Raw genomic sequence first — 15,793 nt, 5'->3', positions numbered from 1 at the left:
TGCGCTAACGAAAGCTGCTAGCGGAGGGAGGGAGATGATACAGTGAGTGAAATCAAAGTCGGTAAGAATGAGTCTCTTGATTCCGCATTGAGAAGATTCAAAAGATCTTGTCAAAAAGCGGGCGTACTTTCCGAAGTACGTAAGAGAGAGCACTACGAGAAGCCCAGCGTTAAGAAAAAGAAAAAATCTGAAGCTGCTCGTAAACGCAAATGGAAATAGTTTAAAAAAAGTCTGGTATATTATGTACCAGACTTTTAACTCTTTATGGGAGTATTATTCAGGCAGAGTCGGTTGGTAAACTCTCAAAATTGCAATCATTGCCTTATATTTTTGCATTGATGTAAAATAGTTATTATCCTATATTTGAGGCTATGAAATGAAGAGGAGGAAAAATGAGAATTGTTCGGACTATTCTAACATTGCTCCTGCTGTTGATGCTTCCGATGCAAGCTGCACTTGCAGCGGATGTATGGGAAGTGGAATTTGAAGGCGAGGTTACACCCAGCCAAGCTCATTGGATTGCTGGAGTATATGAAGAGGCGCTTGACCAAAATGTCGAAGGCATATTAATGGTATTGGATACACCGGGTGGAAGAATTGATTCTGCCCTAGAAATCGGCCAAACCATGGGTAGCCTTCCGACCATAGTATTGGTTGATGGCGGCGCTATTTCAGCAGGAAGCTTTATTGCTTTGGCGGCCGACGAATACTATATGTTAGAAGGCTCAACCATTGGTGCAGCAGAACCTAGAATCGGTTCTGAAAAAGCCAATGAAAAGACGGTTTCTTATTGGTCGGCCCAACTAGCTGCAATGTCTGAAAAAAATGGCCGGAATGCTCTGATTGCCAGAGCGATGTCAGACGAAGACATTGCCATTGATGAACTTGTGGAATCTGGTAAACTACTGACCATGACTGCTCAGGAAGCACAAGCATACGAGATGACGGATGGTGTGTACCAGAATAAAGCAGCTTTTTTAGCAGACAATGACATATCGGTCGTGCGTACTGTCGAGAAAAATCCATCTGAAAAACTTGCTGATTTGCTTACTTCAACTGCCATTAGTACCATACTGTTGATGATTGGACTAGCTGGAATCTTTATTGAAGTATTTACCCCAGGTTTTGGTGTTCCCGGTGCAATTGGCGTTATTTCTTTGGGATTCTATTTCGGTGGAAGTATGCTCGCTGGACTTAGTGGATGGGAAGCAGTATTCCTTTTCTTGCTGGGACTAGTTTTGATTATCGCTGAGGTGTTTTTCATACCGGGTTTTGGAGTGGCAGGAATAGGTGGATTTATTGCTATATTCGCCAGCATATTCTTTGCAGCACCAGATGCCACGACTGCTGTTCAGTCAATCGTGATTGCATTGATTGGAGCCATTGTTATTTTTGTTTTACTGATACGGGTATTGCCGACAAAACATGCTTTTTCCAAACTGATTCTTCGCAAAGAAACAGATACGAACAGCGGTTATGTGGCAGTAGATATGGAACTCAAACAGCTTGAAGGTAAAACAGGTGTGGCCATTAGCCATTTGAGACCAGCCGGTATGGTACGTATAGATGGGAAACTAGTGGATGTCCTAACACAGGGTGGTTATATTACGGCTGATACACCAGTACGGGTGTTGAAGGTCGTAGGTGGAAACGTATTTGTAGAAAAAATTGAAAAGGAGAATGAATAATGCCAGCAACACTTTTTGGATCACTATTTATTTTATTGATTTTTATAATTCTGTTTGCTTTGCTTCTTACATTTATCCCAGTCGCGCTTTGGATTAGTGCACTGGCTGCCGGTGTAAAGGTGAGTATTTTTGATTTAATTGGAATGCGTCTTAGAAGAGTGCCGCCAGCTAGAATTGTTAGTCCTTGGATTAAGGCTGATAAGGCTGGTCTAGAGGTTAACGGGGATAGTCTGGAAGCGCATTACTTGGCAGGTGGTAACGTTGACAAGGTAGTGGATGCACTTATCGCTGCTGAAAGAGCGCAGATACCATTGAAATTTGAAAGAGCTGCTGCTATTGATTTAGCAGGTAGAGATGTATTACAAGCAGTACAGATGAGCGTTAATCCAATTGTCATCGAGACACCAATCGTTGCAGCCGTGGCGAAAGATGGTATTGAAGTTAGGGCAAAGGCAAAGGTTACTGTAAGAGCAAACATTGACCGTTTGGTCGGTGGTGCAGGCCAGGAAACCATTATTGCACGTGTTGGAGAAGGTATCGTTACTACTGTCGGTTCAGCAATTAAACACAAGGCTGTTTTAGAAAATCCAGATAGTATTTCCGAAACTGTACTTAAAAAAGGATTAGATGCAGGTACTGCTTTTGAAATCTTATCCATTGATATTGCGGACGTTGATGTTGGTAGAAATATTGGCGCTCAACTACAAACTGACCAAGCAGAAGCAGATAAACGTATTGCTCAAGCTAAGGCTGAGGAAAGAAGAGCCATGGCAGTAGCCCAAGAACAAGAAATGAAGGCTAGGGTGCAGGAAATGAGAGCACTAGTAGTTGAATCAGAAGCAGAAGTTCCAAGGGCATTGGCTGAAGCTCTTAGAAATGGCAACTTAGGTGCTATGGATTATTATAATTTAAGAAATATTATGGCTGATACTGGTATGAGAGAAGCTATTTCAAAAGACGCTAGTGAAGAAATGAAGATAGATGATGAGAATAACTAGATAGGAGGTTCTCATGGAGGGAATTTGGATAATATTCTTGATTATCGGTATTATTTCCAAAATTATGGAAGCAAGTAAGAAAAAGGGGTTATCTGATACGACTAAGCCCAAAATTCTAAATTCAGATATGGATGTGAGCGCCAAAAAATTCTTGAAACAATTGAACGAAAATTTCGAGGAGATGGCTCGAGGACCGAAACAACTGAATCAATCTACAATCCCCGATGCGGAACCACAATTTTCAGCTATTCAAGGCATTGAAGGCGAGTGCTTGCAAGAAATCCATTTGGATTCATCCCAGGAGGGCGAACCAATTGGATTTGAAGGGATTTCGACGGAAGGAGCTTTCAACAAGGGCTCCATGGTATATGAGGATACTCGTGCTACGTTGATGGAAGGGTCAGCCCATCCATTGGCTAAAGAAGTTGATTTTAATTTACCAAGTAAAAAGCAAGAAGTGAAAGTAGCTTCTTGCCTTCCTAGTACGAAGAGAAATACTCGAAGTGTTTGGGCGGAACGGATTATTTGGAAAGAAATACTTTCAGAGCCAGTTGCATTGAGGAAAAGACATGGATAGTGCGAATTGGTTGATTATGGGCGGCGGGATACCGCCGTCCATATCTTTGAAAGAAAAAGTTGATTGGCAGGCTAGAACGATTATTTGTGCTGATTCCGGGGCGAACCATGCTTATTTATGGAAAATAGTACCAGATATTATATGTGGCGACTTGGATTCCATTGACGCAAAGATACGTGGTTACTATGAACGACAGGATGTAGAATTTCTTACATATCCTAGGGATAAGGATTGGACAGATACAGAACTAGCCATAAGTATTGCTTTGAGTAGAGGGGCCAAAGACTTAGTCTTTGTAGGCCTTGATGGAGGTAGGACAGATCACTTTTTTACCAATTATCTTTTAATTGCCAGCCTAAGTAGCAAGGCAAGAATGAGAATTTTAAATGAGCAAGGCTGTACCTACTTCCTCAATGAAAGATTTCATTCTCTTCGGCTAGAAGGAATTCAGGGAAAAAATATATCAGCAATCCCCCTTACATCTTGCCAGGGAATATTTTATGAAGGAATGAAGTATCCACTTGAAGATGAAACGCTTGCCTTGGGCTCAAGTCGAGGGATGAGTAATGTGGCACTTGAAGAGACTGTTTCCATTCGTTTTGCAAGTGGACTGCTAATGATTAATGTAAATGAATAGATAATAGGCGGTTTGCTTGTCAAACTGCCTATTTTGCTTTACCAAGTTAGGTATTTTAGAGGCTGAATCTATGGTAAAATAGACATGCGTAAGGAGGATGTATGCAAAAGAGCAGTTTATTAAAAATAGACCTGTTGACCAATGAGGAAGCCCAAACGCTTTTTGGACATGAAGATGTTTTTTTGAACATCATCGAAGAGCAAATGGATGTATCCCTATTGGCACGAGGCAATGAAATCACGATTCAGGGAGAAGAACAAAATGTCCGCTCTACCCAAAAAGTCATCCACAATTTGATTGATTTATATCGAACAAAAAAACAATTGCTGGTTACGGATGTCAATTACTATATTGAAGACGAAAAAAATGGAGTAGAGAATTCTGCAGAAAAATTAAAAAAAATAGTTTATACAACCCCCACAAAAAAGAATATTAGAGCTAGAACACTAGGACAAAAGAACTATATAGAGACCATAGAGAACAATGATATTGTATTTGGAATTGGACCGGCTGGAACAGGCAAGACTTTTTTAGCGGTTGTTATGGCAATCCGAGATTTGAAAAGAAAGAAGATTGAACGTATCATTCTAGTAAGACCAGCGGTGGAAGCTGGTGAAAGTCTTGGCTTTTTACCAGGAGACTTAAAGGAAAAGATAGACCCTTATTTAAGACCCTTGTACGATGCTTTGAATTTCATCTTAGGACCAGAAACATCAGACAAATTGATAGAACGTAATGTAATTGAAATTGCACCGCTAGCCTATATGAGGGGAAGAACCTTGGAAAATGCCTTTATAATTCTAGATGAGGCGCAGAATACTACTGAAGAACAGATGAAAATGTTTCTAACAAGGATTGGTTTTAATTCTAAGGCTGTCGTTACTGGAGATTTAACACAAGTCGATTTACCTAGAGGCAAGAAATCTGGTTTGCAGCAGTGTCAACGAATTATGAAGAACATACCTGGCATCGAGTTTTATTCTTTGACAGAAACCGATGTAGTGCGACATCCACTAGTGAAGAGAATTATTCAAGCTTACGAGCAGGATAAACTAACAACTAGTTAAATCAGGAGGAATCTGAAATGGGTATCTTTGAGCGCAGAATAAAGAAAGAATCCTCGAAGACAAGAAAAAAAAGAAAAAATCAGAAGAAACGCCACCAACTGCTTAAAACGAGACGTGCAAGAAGAAGGGCGTTATTTGTAGTTCTGTATATTGTTAGTTTAATTATTATGGGAAGTGGATATTTAAGCCGGAGCCAAAGTATATTTGAAGGGTATCCTAGTCCCACTACCATCACGGCGTCTAACGATGTGAGTTATGAATCAGAAATTTTGACAACGCAAGCTAAAGAGGATGCCATTGGATCTATTTCACCGGTTATGGTGGTAGACCAGCAGGCTCTTGACAGTATTTCTGAAGAAATCCAAGCTGTTTTTGTAGATATAATGAACCTGCGGGAAGATTATAAGCAAAAAATGGATGTGACAGAATCAGAATCTGAAGTTTCACTTGACTATGAAATCCTTGACCTAGATCAGGATACCGTTGACTTTGTAATTACGACAGATACTATCGAAATTGAGATGATTCGTGATTATGCTGTGGGTCTAGTTCGTAAATATATGGAAGCTGGAGTTCAGTTTTCCGGGGTGGAAATTGCACGTCAGAATATGCTAGAAGAGGTCATGAGCTCTATGCTACCCATGGAGTCCAAAACCCTAATAGTAGCTATTCTAAACAATATAACGTTGATTGAAACATTACACTACGATGATGCAGCGACTAGTAGACGTATTGAGGAAGTTACTGAAGCAGTGGACCCAGTTATTGTAAACATCACGCAAAATGAGGTGCTTGTTGAAGAGGGAGAATTGGTCACTCCTTTGCTATATGAAATGATTACCTCAACCAATACATCTATCCGGGAAGAGACCTATTTGGGCTTACTGTCTATTGCCATTATGTTGGCGATTATGTTTGGTATCATAGCCTGGTTTCTTTTCCATTATAGGCCAGAAGTACCAGAGCATGAAAGTTATCTCAGCTTGCTTGAAATCTTGATTGTTCTCGGACTTTTGATGAATGAAATATTTGCTCGTATTTCCATGGCATCAGGCTATGAAAGTTTGTTCTTTTACATGACGCCGGTTGCTGCCATTGGTATGCTGACGACAATTTTACTAGATAATGAAACGGGTTTAATGTTATCTACGATTATTGCACTATTGCTAGGCGTCGTCGCAGATTTCCATTATGAGTTTGCGCTTGTGGCTATTCTTTCAGCCTATATTGGTGTGTTTTCCGTAGCGCGTGTAGGGCATCGGGGGGATTTGATGAAATCTTCTCTTTATATCGGGCTAACCAATACGCTTAGCATATTGGCTATGGGATGGTTTTTGAATTATTCAGGAAAGACTCTAGCAATCGCCATCGGTATTGGTCTGGGAGGTGCTTTTTTATCTTCTGTATTGGCGATCGGAACATTGCCCTACTTTGAAACGATTTTCAAGATTACGACACCAGTCAAACTATTGGAATTTTCAGATCCCAATCAGCCTTTGCTAAGAAGACTGCTTTTAGAAGCGCCAGGAACCTATCACCACAGTATTGTAGTTAGCAACTTGGCAGAAGCAGCTGCAGAAGCAGTAGATGCAGATAGGTTATTGGCTCGCGTTGGAGCATTCTATCACGACATAGGAAAACTAAAGCGTCCTTATTTCTTTATTGAAAATCAACAAGGACTAGATGATAATCCACACGATAAGCTTAGCCCTAGACTGTCCACCTTGGTTATTACATCTCATGTAAAGGATGGACTAGAATTGGCGGAAGAATATGGACTGCCTCCATCCCTGCAACAGTTTATTGCTACTCACCATGGAGATTCTTTGGTTCGTTATTTTTACAGTAAGGCCCAAGAGGTGGAAGGCTCGGATATCAAGGAAGAAGAATTCCGCTATGACGGGAAACGTCCAGTAAGCAAGGAAGCGGCAATCGTGATGTTAGCCGATACGGTGGAAGCGAGTGTACGATCTCTTAAAAATCCTAGCTTAGGGCGTGTAGAAGGATTTGTGCGCAAAATTATCAAGGAAAAATTTGATGATAATCAGCTCTCGGAATCCAAATTAACCTTTAGAGAGCTAGAAGTCATTGCCAAAGCCTTTATCCGGATTCTTTCTGGTATATATCATCAGAGGGTGGAATATCCGGAGAAATTGGCCAAAGAAGTGGAGAGGAGACAAGATCAGAATGAATCTAATATTGACGAATCAGCAAAATAACCCCATTCCTGATGGCTTGGAAGAAACCCTTACGTCTCTGCTGGAACATACCTTAGAAGTTGAAAAATTAGAGGGAGACTTTGAGGTAGGTATCACTTTTGTAGATGATGATGAAATTCAACGGTTGAATCGAGATTACCGAAACAAGGATCAGGTTACGGATGTTCTTTCTTTTGCGATGAGTGAGTCTTTAGAGGATGAGCCGGAAATCATAAATGAGGATATGAGCCTTTTGGGAGATATCGTTATAGATTATCAGCAGGCACTTAAGCAAGCAAAAGAGTATGAACATAGTACTTTAAGAGAACTTTGCTATTTGGCCTTGCATGGTATGCTGCATTTACTGGGATACGACCACGAAAAAGAAGAAGATAAGAAGCGAATGCGAAAGCAAGAGGAAGCCGTGCTTGATGCGTTCAAAATCAAGAGGGAATTATGAGGAGACCGTTCAAAAAAAGTCTTCGTGACAGTGTGCGGGGCGTAAAACATGCCTGCACGACAGAGCGAAATATGAAAATTCATCTGTTTTTGTTTAGTCTAGCAATTTTGTTTTTTTTGGCAATCGGGGCCAATAAGTTAGAGATGGCCTTGGTGCTTTTAGCGAGTGGTCTAGTTCTAGTTGCTGAGATGTTCAATACAGCAGTAGAGGACTTAATAGATGTTAAGGTAGGCCAGGATTATCATCCTTTGGCTTGGATTGCAAAGGATGTAGCGGCAGGTGGCGTTTTATTGGCCGCCTTATTCTCAATTGCGATTGGTCTTATCGTATTGTGGAGTATTTTGGAACGAACAGTTGCTTAAGGGGGCATTTTGATGACAAGAGAGATAGAAAAGATGTTGTTGCTAAAAGCAAAAGACACGTTGAAATATGCCTATGCTAAGTATTCCAAGGTGCGCGTTGCAGCAGCGCTTTTGGCTGAAGACGGTAGCGTTTATACTGGGGTTAACGTAGAAAATGCGAGCTTTGGTCTTACCGTTTGCGCAGAGAGAAATGCCATATTCAATGCTGTTGGAGAAGGCCGGCAAAATTTTAAGGCTATGGCCATAGTATCCGATTCAGAGTACATTAATAGTCCTTGCGGTTCTTGCCGTCAGGTAATGACTGAATTTTCCCCGGAAATGGAGATTGTCTTAGATTCACCTGCCGGTTTGTTTCGTTATACGGCAGCGCAATTACTACCAGGAGCATTTAGTATGAAAGAGAGAGAGGAATAAATTTGGGAAATTTTAAATCTGGTTTTGTTGCCATCGTTGGCAGACCCAACGTCGGCAAATCAACTTTGATGAATCAAATATTAAAGCAGAAAATCGCTATTATGAGTGAAAAGCCACATACGACAAGGAATAGGATAACCGGAGTGCATACTACGTCTAGTATGCAAGCTATTTTTCTAGATACACCAGGTATCCACAAACCCAAGAATAAACTGGGCGAGTACATGGTTGATACTGCACTAAATACCCTGCAGGGGGTAGATGTGGTCGTATATGTCATAGATGCTACCATGAAACTGGGTGCTGGAGAAGAATTCATCATGGCCCAACTTAAGAAATCTGGCACCAAGACATTGCTTGCAATCAATAAGACAGACTTGGTTACGAGAGAAGCCTTATTACCAATCATAGCCCTGTATAGTCAAAAGATGGAATTCACGGGTGTGGTCCCATTGTCGGCTAAAAATGGAGACAATGTAGTAGGGCTGTTAGAGGAAATTGAAAATATATTACCGGAAGGCCCAAAATATTATCCTGAAGAAATGGTGACGGACCAACCAGAACGGCTGATTGTGGCTGAAATGATCAGAGAAAAGGTTTTGATGGCTACGCGTGAAGAAGTACCGCACTCCGTGGCAGTACAGACTGATTTAATAAAAGAACGTTCTGAACAGATGATTTATGTAGCTGCGACGATTTTTGTTGAGCGTAAATCTCAAAAAGGGATTATTATTGGTAAAAATGGAGCGAATTTGAAGGAAATTGGTCGCTTGGCTAGACAAGATATCCAAGTGCTTCTGGGAAGTAAAATTTATTTAGAACTATGGGTAAAAGTGAAGGAACAGTGGCGAAGAAGTGAAATGGATATCAAAAATTTCGGATTTACTAGGGACTAGCCATGAGAAAACACTATACGACCAAGGCAATCATATTACAAGGAAGAAACTTTGGAGAATCCGATAAAATTATGGTTGCCTTTACCAAAGAGCGTGGTAGGGTTGATTTCTATGCTCGAGGTGTACGCAAGATGAAGAGTAAGAACCGTGCCTTGGTTCAGCCTTTTACATATAGTGATTTGGACTTGAGTGAAGGCAAGAATATGGATTATTTAAACCAAGGTGTTCTCATAGAGAGCTTTGCAAATATTCGAAGTGATTTTGACAAGATTATTGAATGTAGCTACCTTGCTGAATATCTAATCCAAGTTCTTCATCCACAAGACCCTTATGTGGAACTTTGCTATCAATTTTTGCTTACCTTAAACTATATGGATAAAAGAAAACCGGAGACGAACATTGCAACCATGTCCTTTTTAATTAAGAGCTTTGGCATATTGGGATATGCACCATTGCTAGATGGTTGTGCAAGATGTGGTAAACCGGTGGAAAAATTACATTCATATAGTTATGTGGCTTCTGAGGGGAGTCTGGTCTGTGGTGATTGCGGGATTCAAGACGGATTTAAGCTAGACAATCAGTTGTTAGAGTATTATCGAAAACTGGAATATTTGGATCTTAAGGAGGACAACAACCAGCTACAAGATAAGGTGTTACTCATGAAGCTGGAAGCACTGATCGAGTTGATGATGACACAAATTTTAGAAAGAGAGCACAAATCCAGTGCTTTCTTGAAGAAAATAAAGAAGATGCGTATTTAAGTAAAACGTGTTTTGTTGTAAACTAGATAAAGATTTCTTAATAAGTTTTTTTATACAGGAGTGTGAATATGAATTTTCAAGATATGATTCTAACCTTGAACAAATATTGGGGAGATGCCGGATGCATCATCCAGCAACCGTATGACATTGAGAAAGGTGCCGGGACGATGAATCCGGCAACATTCCTCAAAGCCTTGGGTCCAGAACCCTGGAATACGGCTTATGTTGAACCTTGCAGGAGACCGACGGATGGTCGCTATGGAGAGAATCCCAATAGGTTGCAGCACTATTACCAGTATCAGGTAATAATGAAACCATCCCCCGATAATATCCAAGAAATGTACCTAGGCAGTTTGGAAGCGTTGGGAATTGACTTACTTCGTCATGATGTTCGCTTTGTCGAGGATAACTGGGAATCACCAACGATGGGTGCATGGGGGCTAGGTTGGGAAGTATGGCTAGATGGTATGGAAATTACGCAGTTTACCTATTTCCAGCAATGTGGCGGTATTGACTGCAAACCTATACCAGTAGAAATAACCTATGGCTTGGAGAGGATTGCCATGTATATCCAAGAAGTAGACTCCTGCTATGATATTACTTGGATGGAAGGCGTTACCTATGGGGATATCTTCCATCAAAATGAGGTGGATTATTCAACGTATAATTTTCAGCATGCAGATATAGATATGCTGTTTTCGCTTTTTGACCAGTATGAGAATGAAGCAATGCGACTCATACCAGAGGGATTGGTCTTGCCTGCTTACGATTATGCTTTGAAATGCTCTCATACCTTCAATTTGTTGGATGCTAGAGGTGCTATTAGCGTGACCGAACGGACTGGCTATATCACTAGAATCAGAAACCTTTCAAAGAGTTGCGCAAAGGCCTATGTAGAACAACGAGAAGCCCTGGGTTACCCATTGATGAAGGAGAATTAGCATGAGTGAAATAGTATTGGAAATTGGTACCGAGGAAATTCCAGCGAGGTTTATGCCGGATATTACGCAGCAAATGAAGGAAAAGGCAACGGCCTTGTTGATGGAGGAACGCATTCCTTGTAAAGTGGTTCGGATAATGGGAACCCCACGTCGTTTAACCCTTTATTTAGAAGAGTGTTCCGAGCAACAAGACGATTTAGTCAAGATGGTAAAGGGACCTGCAAAAAAAATTGCTTTTGATGCTGAAGGAAACCCAACCAAGGCAGCACAAGGTTTTGCCAGAGGCCAAGGGGTGGAAGTTTCTCATTTGATTTTGAAGCAGCTAGATAGAGTTGATTATGTCTATGCTTCTATCAAGAAAGCTGGAAAAGAAACGAAGGAAGTATTACCTGGAATTTTGCAGCAGTTTGTAGAAGCGTTGAGCTTTCCCAAAAATATGTTGTGGGGAAAAGGAGAGACCTCTTTTGTTCGGCCCATCCGTTGGATTGTGGCATTACAAGACGATGAGGTTATCCCTGTTACCATCGCTGGTATACAAGCAGATAGATACTCTAGAGGTCATCGCTTTCTGTCACCAGGACAAATAGAGATTAAGAGTGCACAACACTATGTTGAAACACTCGAGAATGCCTATGTTATGGTAGATATAGAAAAAAGGCGCAGACGCATTCTAAAAGAAATAGAAGAAACAGCAAGAGAGAACAAAGGCTACCTTGAAAAGGATTTAGATCTTTTAGAGGAAGTTGTGTGGCTAGTTGAGTACCCAACGGCATTTTGTGGATCCTTCAATCCAGACTATCTTGGTATTCCTAGGGAGGCCATCATTACGCCGATGAAGGAGCATCAACGTTATTTTCCAGTAGTAGATATGAATAACCAGCTAAAACCCTTGTTCATCGGTGTTCGAAATGGTGCTGAAAAATATATTGGCACTGTGACGCGAGGAAATGAGAAAGTGCTAGTAGCACGATTGGAAGATGCTAAATTTTTCTACGAGGAAGACTTGAAGATTCCGTTCAAGGATATGGGAAAGAAGCTTTCCAAAATTGTATTTCAGGAGAAGTTAGGCAGTTACCAAGATAAGGTTGAACGAGTAGAAGCACTTTCTGAATTTATTGCAGATAAGCTAGGTATTAAGGACGAAAAAATTCAAATTTGTGCAAACTTGTGTAAAAATGATTTGAATAGCCATATGGTTAAGGAGTTTACCGAACTGCAGGGCATTATGGGCGAATATTATGCAAACCATGCGGGTTACGATAAGATAGTCGCTCAAGGTATTCGCGAGCATTATATGCCACGTTTCCAAGGTGATGCTGTACCGAGTAGTTTACCTGGACAGATTGTGGCGATGGCTGACAAACTTGATTCCATTGTAGGTGTGATGGGTGTAGGACTGATCCCAACAGGATCGCAAGATCCATATGCACTGCGTAGAGCTGCTCAGGGTATACTGCAGATTGTTTTGAAGCATGCATTGGACTTGGATTTTAGTGAGATTATTGATTATGCTAAGTCACTTTACAAGGATCGTATTTCTTTTGATAATGAAGAAATTGTTGAAGAATTCTTTTTACAACGTGTCAAAAAAGACTTGCAGGATAAAGGAATTTCCTATGATCAGGTAGATGCTGTCACGCGTGTTCGTTCCTTACGTTTTCACGATACCTTACTCCGGGCTCGCGCAATTGAGCGTTTTTCAGACGAAGATGCTTTCAGTATTTTGTTGCAGGGTATTAAACGGGCAAATAACCTTAGCCAAAAATCAAAAGGAATTGAATTTGCTGCCAATTTGATGAAAGAAGTGCCAGAACAACGCTTAGCTAGTGCCCTAGATAAGATTGAAGCAAATATTATTGAGAAAAAGCAATCTCAAGATTATTACCAAGCTTTATTGTTCGTGGCGGAATTGAAGGATGATATAGATTATTTTCTAGAGAATACCATGGTTATGGTTGATGATGAGTCCATAAGGGAAAACAGACTGGCTTTGCTGGATAAAGTTGTTTCTTTAACTAGGGATATTGCTGATTTTTCCCAAATAGTGGAGAAGGAATAACACGAAACAACAACATATGGAATAAGAGTGGGGTTTGTGTTATACTTCAAAGGGTTTTAAACAGTTAATAAGCCGGATTGACCGGAAAAATAAATATTGGGAGGATAATGATGGCAATGAAATTTGTGTACATGTTTAGTGAAGGCGATGCTTCTATGAAGAATCTTCTAGGGGGAAAAGGGGCCAATTTGGCAGAGATGACCAAAATGGGTATGCCAATCCCACAGGGCTTTACCGTAACGACAGAAGCTTGCACTGATTACTATGAAAAAGGAAAGAAAATCGATGCAGATATAAAAGGACAGATCACAGAGTCTTTAAAACAGCTTGAGAAAATTTCAGGTAAGACTTTCGGTGATGAATCCGCTCCATTATTGGTATCCGTACGGTCTGGAGCTAGAGCTTCCATGCCTGGTATGATGGATACTGTTTTGAATCTTGGACTTACGGATATATCTGTAGAAGGCTTTGCAAAAGCAACTGGTAATCCTCGTTTTGCATACGATTCCTATAGACGTTTCATTCAGATGTTCTCAGATGTAGTAAAAGAGATTCCTAAATCTCATTTTGAAAGAGTACTTGATAGCATCAAAGAAGCTAAGAATATTGAGTTTGATACCGATTTAACGGCTGAAGATATGAAAGAGGTAGTGGAGAGATTCAAAGCTATCTATAAAGAACACCTGAACGAAGATTTCCCACAAGACCCCAAAGACCAGCTAATGGAAGCCATTACTGCTGTATTTAGATCTTGGGATAATCAAAGGGCAATCGTGTACAGAAGAATGAATGATATTCCATCAAGCTGGGGTACTGCAGTGAATGTACAGCAGATGGTATTTGGTAACATGGGTGATACTTCTGGAACAGGCGTTGCCTTTACTAGAAACCCTGCTACTGGCGAAAAAATGATTTATGGTGAGTACTTAATCAATGCACAAGGTGAGGACGTTGTGGCTGGTATACGTACCCCTAAACCGATTTCTACCTTGGAAGAAGATATGCCAGAAGTATACAAACAGTTTATGACTATTGCCGGCAACCTAGAAAACCATTACAGAGACATGCAGGACATGGAGTTCACGATTGAAGACGGTGTATTGTACTTCTTGCAGACTAGAAATGGTAAAAGAACAGCAGCTGCGGCTTTGCAGATTGCTGTAGATTTGGTTAAAGAAGGTATGCTGACACCAGAAGAAGCAATAATGAAGGTTGAACCTAAACAACTGGATCAATTGTTGCACCCAGCGTTTGATGAAGATGCTTTGGCTGCTGGCGAGGTAATTGCTACTGGTTTGGCAGCATCTCCTGGAGCTGCATGCGGTAAGGTTTACTTTACTGCTGAAGATGCTAAAAATGCAAAAGAAGCTGGCGAAAAAGTTATTCTAGTTCGTTTAGAAACATCACCAGAGGATATTGAAGGAATGGCAGCAGCAGAAGGTATTCTTACCGTTCGCGGTGGCATGACTTCCCACGCAGCAGTAGTTGCTCGTGGTATGGGAACGTGTTGTGTTTCCGGCTGTGGAGAAATTTCTGTAGACGAAGAAAATAAGGTATTTACAGTATCTGGTAAGACATATAACGAAGGTGACTACATATCTCTTGATGGTTCTACTGGTAAAGTTTATGGTTCTGCAATCAAGACGGTTGAACCGGAGATTTCCGGAAACTTTGCAACCTTCATGGCTTGGGCCGATGAAGTACGGACGATGAAGGTACGTACCAATGCTGATACACCTCAAGATGCTTTAAATGCAGTTGGATTTGGTGCTGAAGGTATTGGCTTATGCCGGACCGAGCATATGTTCTTTGAAGAAGAACGAATTGCAAGTGTTAGAAAGATGATTCTTTCATCTGATGAAAAAGAAAGAAGAGTTGCTCTAGCCAAATTACTTCCGATGCAAAGAGGCGATTTTGAAGGAATCTATGAAGCTATGGAAGGAAGACCTGTGACGGTACGTCTACTGGATCCTCCATTGCATGAATTCTTACCTCACGATGCTGAAGCCATTGCTGAATTGGCGAAAGATATGGGTCTTACAGCAGATGAATTACAAGCAAAAGTTGATTTGTTGCATGAATTTAATCCAATGATGGGACACCGTGGCTGTCGTCTGGCAGTAACCTATCCTGAAATTGCTGAAATGCAAGCCAGAGCAATAATTGAAGCTGCCATCGCTGTGAAAGCACGCAAAGGTTATGATATTGTTCCAGAAATCATGATTCCACTTGTTGGAGAAGTTAAGGAACTGAAATACGTAAAAGATATCGTAGTTGCTACAGCAGATGCTATCATCGCTGAAAAAGGCTCTGACTTGAAATACATGGTTGGAACTATGATTGAGATTCCAAGAGCTGCATTGACTGCAGATGAAATTGCGAAAGAAGCTGAATTCTTCTCCTTTGGAACCAATGATTTGACTCAAATGACATTTGGATTCTCAAGGGATGATGCTGGTAATTTCTTAGATGATTACTACGACAAAAAGATTTTTGAAGCTGATCCTTTTGCAAGACTTGACCAGACCGGCGTAGGACAACTCGTTGAAATGGCATGTGAAAAAGGTAAAAAGACTAGACCTAATATCAAGTTGGGTATTTGTGGAGAACATGGTGGAGATCCTTCTTCCATTGATTTCTGCTACAGAGCTGGCCTAAATTACGTATCTTGCTCACCGTTTAGAGTACCTATTGCAAGATTAGCAGCAGCACAAGCGGTTATAAACAACAAATAG

At 40.8% G+C, this 15,793-nt stretch carries 15 protein-coding genes; all 15 read left to right on the top strand.

The window, feature by feature from the left end; translation table 11 throughout:
* Positions 1 to 42 precede the first annotated feature (42 nt).
* The 15 genes from JR334_04445 to JR334_04375 all read left to right on the top strand — a co-directional run bounded on the left by JR334_04445 (position 43) and on the right by JR334_04375 (position 15,793).
* On the top strand, positions 43 to 219 hold the full coding sequence (locus JR334_04445; protein QRN86476.1) for a 30S ribosomal protein S21: 177 nt from the start codon (positions 43 to 45) through the stop codon (positions 217 to 219).
* Between the two features lie 173 nt (positions 220 to 392).
* A complete protein-coding gene (locus tag JR334_04440; protein ID QRN86475.1) occupies positions 393 to 1,688 on the top strand; it encodes an ATP-dependent Clp protease proteolytic subunit in 1,296 nt (431 codons plus the stop codon).
* A complete protein-coding gene (gene floA, locus JR334_04435; protein QRN86474.1) occupies positions 1,688 to 2,686 on the top strand; it encodes a flotillin-like protein FloA in 999 nt (332 codons plus the stop codon). Before JR334_04440 ends, floA begins: the two co-directional genes overlap by 1 nt.
* 13 nt (positions 2,687 to 2,699) lie before the next feature.
* A complete protein-coding gene (locus tag JR334_04430) occupies positions 2,700 to 3,263 on the top strand; it encodes a hypothetical protein (protein ID QRN86473.1) in 564 nt (187 codons plus the stop codon).
* Positions 3,256 to 3,900 (top strand): thiamine diphosphokinase, encoded by a 645-nt coding sequence (locus JR334_04425; GenBank protein ID QRN86472.1) that lies wholly within the window; start codon positions 3,256 to 3,258, stop codon positions 3,898 to 3,900. Before JR334_04430 ends, JR334_04425 begins: the two co-directional genes overlap by 8 nt.
* Before the next feature lie 101 nt (positions 3,901 to 4,001).
* Positions 4,002 to 4,967, top strand: coding sequence for a PhoH family protein (locus JR334_04420; protein QRN86471.1), 966 nt, complete (start codon positions 4,002 to 4,004; stop codon positions 4,965 to 4,967).
* Between the two features lie 17 nt (positions 4,968 to 4,984).
* Entirely contained in the window at positions 4,985 to 7,186 is a 2,202-nt protein-coding gene (locus JR334_04415; protein QRN86470.1) for an HDIG domain-containing protein, read from the top strand.
* Positions 7,155 to 7,625 (top strand): rRNA maturation RNase YbeY, encoded by a 471-nt coding sequence (gene ybeY / locus JR334_04410; GenBank protein ID QRN86469.1) that lies wholly within the window; start codon positions 7,155 to 7,157, stop codon positions 7,623 to 7,625. The genes JR334_04415 and ybeY overlap by 32 nt, the downstream gene beginning before the upstream one ends.
* Positions 7,622 to 7,987 carry a diacylglycerol kinase family protein gene (locus tag JR334_04405; protein QRN86468.1) on the top strand — a complete coding sequence of 122 codons (366 nt, stop codon included), beginning with the start codon at positions 7,622 to 7,624 and terminating at the stop codon, positions 7,985 to 7,987. Before ybeY ends, JR334_04405 begins: the two co-directional genes overlap by 4 nt.
* A 12-nt stretch (positions 7,988 to 7,999) precedes the next feature.
* Positions 8,000 to 8,401 carry a cytidine deaminase gene (locus JR334_04400; GenBank protein ID QRN86467.1) on the top strand — a complete coding sequence of 134 codons (402 nt, stop codon included), beginning with the start codon at positions 8,000 to 8,002 and terminating at the stop codon, positions 8,399 to 8,401.
* A complete protein-coding gene (gene era / locus JR334_04395; protein QRN86855.1) occupies positions 8,398 to 9,297 on the top strand; it encodes a GTPase Era in 900 nt (299 codons plus the stop codon). Before JR334_04400 ends, era begins: the two co-directional genes overlap by 4 nt.
* Before the next feature lie 2 nt (positions 9,298 to 9,299).
* Entirely contained in the window at positions 9,300 to 10,058 is a 759-nt protein-coding gene (gene recO / locus JR334_04390) for a DNA repair protein RecO (protein QRN86466.1), read from the top strand.
* 68 nt (positions 10,059 to 10,126) lie between these two features.
* A complete protein-coding gene (gene glyQ / locus JR334_04385; GenBank protein QRN86465.1) occupies positions 10,127 to 10,999 on the top strand; it encodes a glycine--tRNA ligase subunit alpha in 873 nt (290 codons plus the stop codon).
* A gap of 1 nt (position 11,000) precedes the next feature.
* A complete protein-coding gene (locus JR334_04380; GenBank protein ID QRN86464.1) occupies positions 11,001 to 13,058 on the top strand; it encodes a glycine--tRNA ligase subunit beta in 2,058 nt (685 codons plus the stop codon).
* Positions 13,059 to 13,165: 107 nt separating this feature from the next.
* Positions 13,166 to 15,793: a pyruvate, phosphate dikinase gene (locus JR334_04375; GenBank protein ID QRN86463.1), complete on the top strand. Its 2,628-nt coding sequence runs from the start codon at positions 13,166 to 13,168 to the stop codon at positions 15,791 to 15,793.

This window comes from Clostridia bacterium (assembly GCA_016887505.1).
Lineage (GTDB): Bacteria > Bacillota > TC1 > TC1 > UBA5767 > UBA5767.
This window is presented reverse-complemented; position numbering and strand designations above follow the sequence as displayed.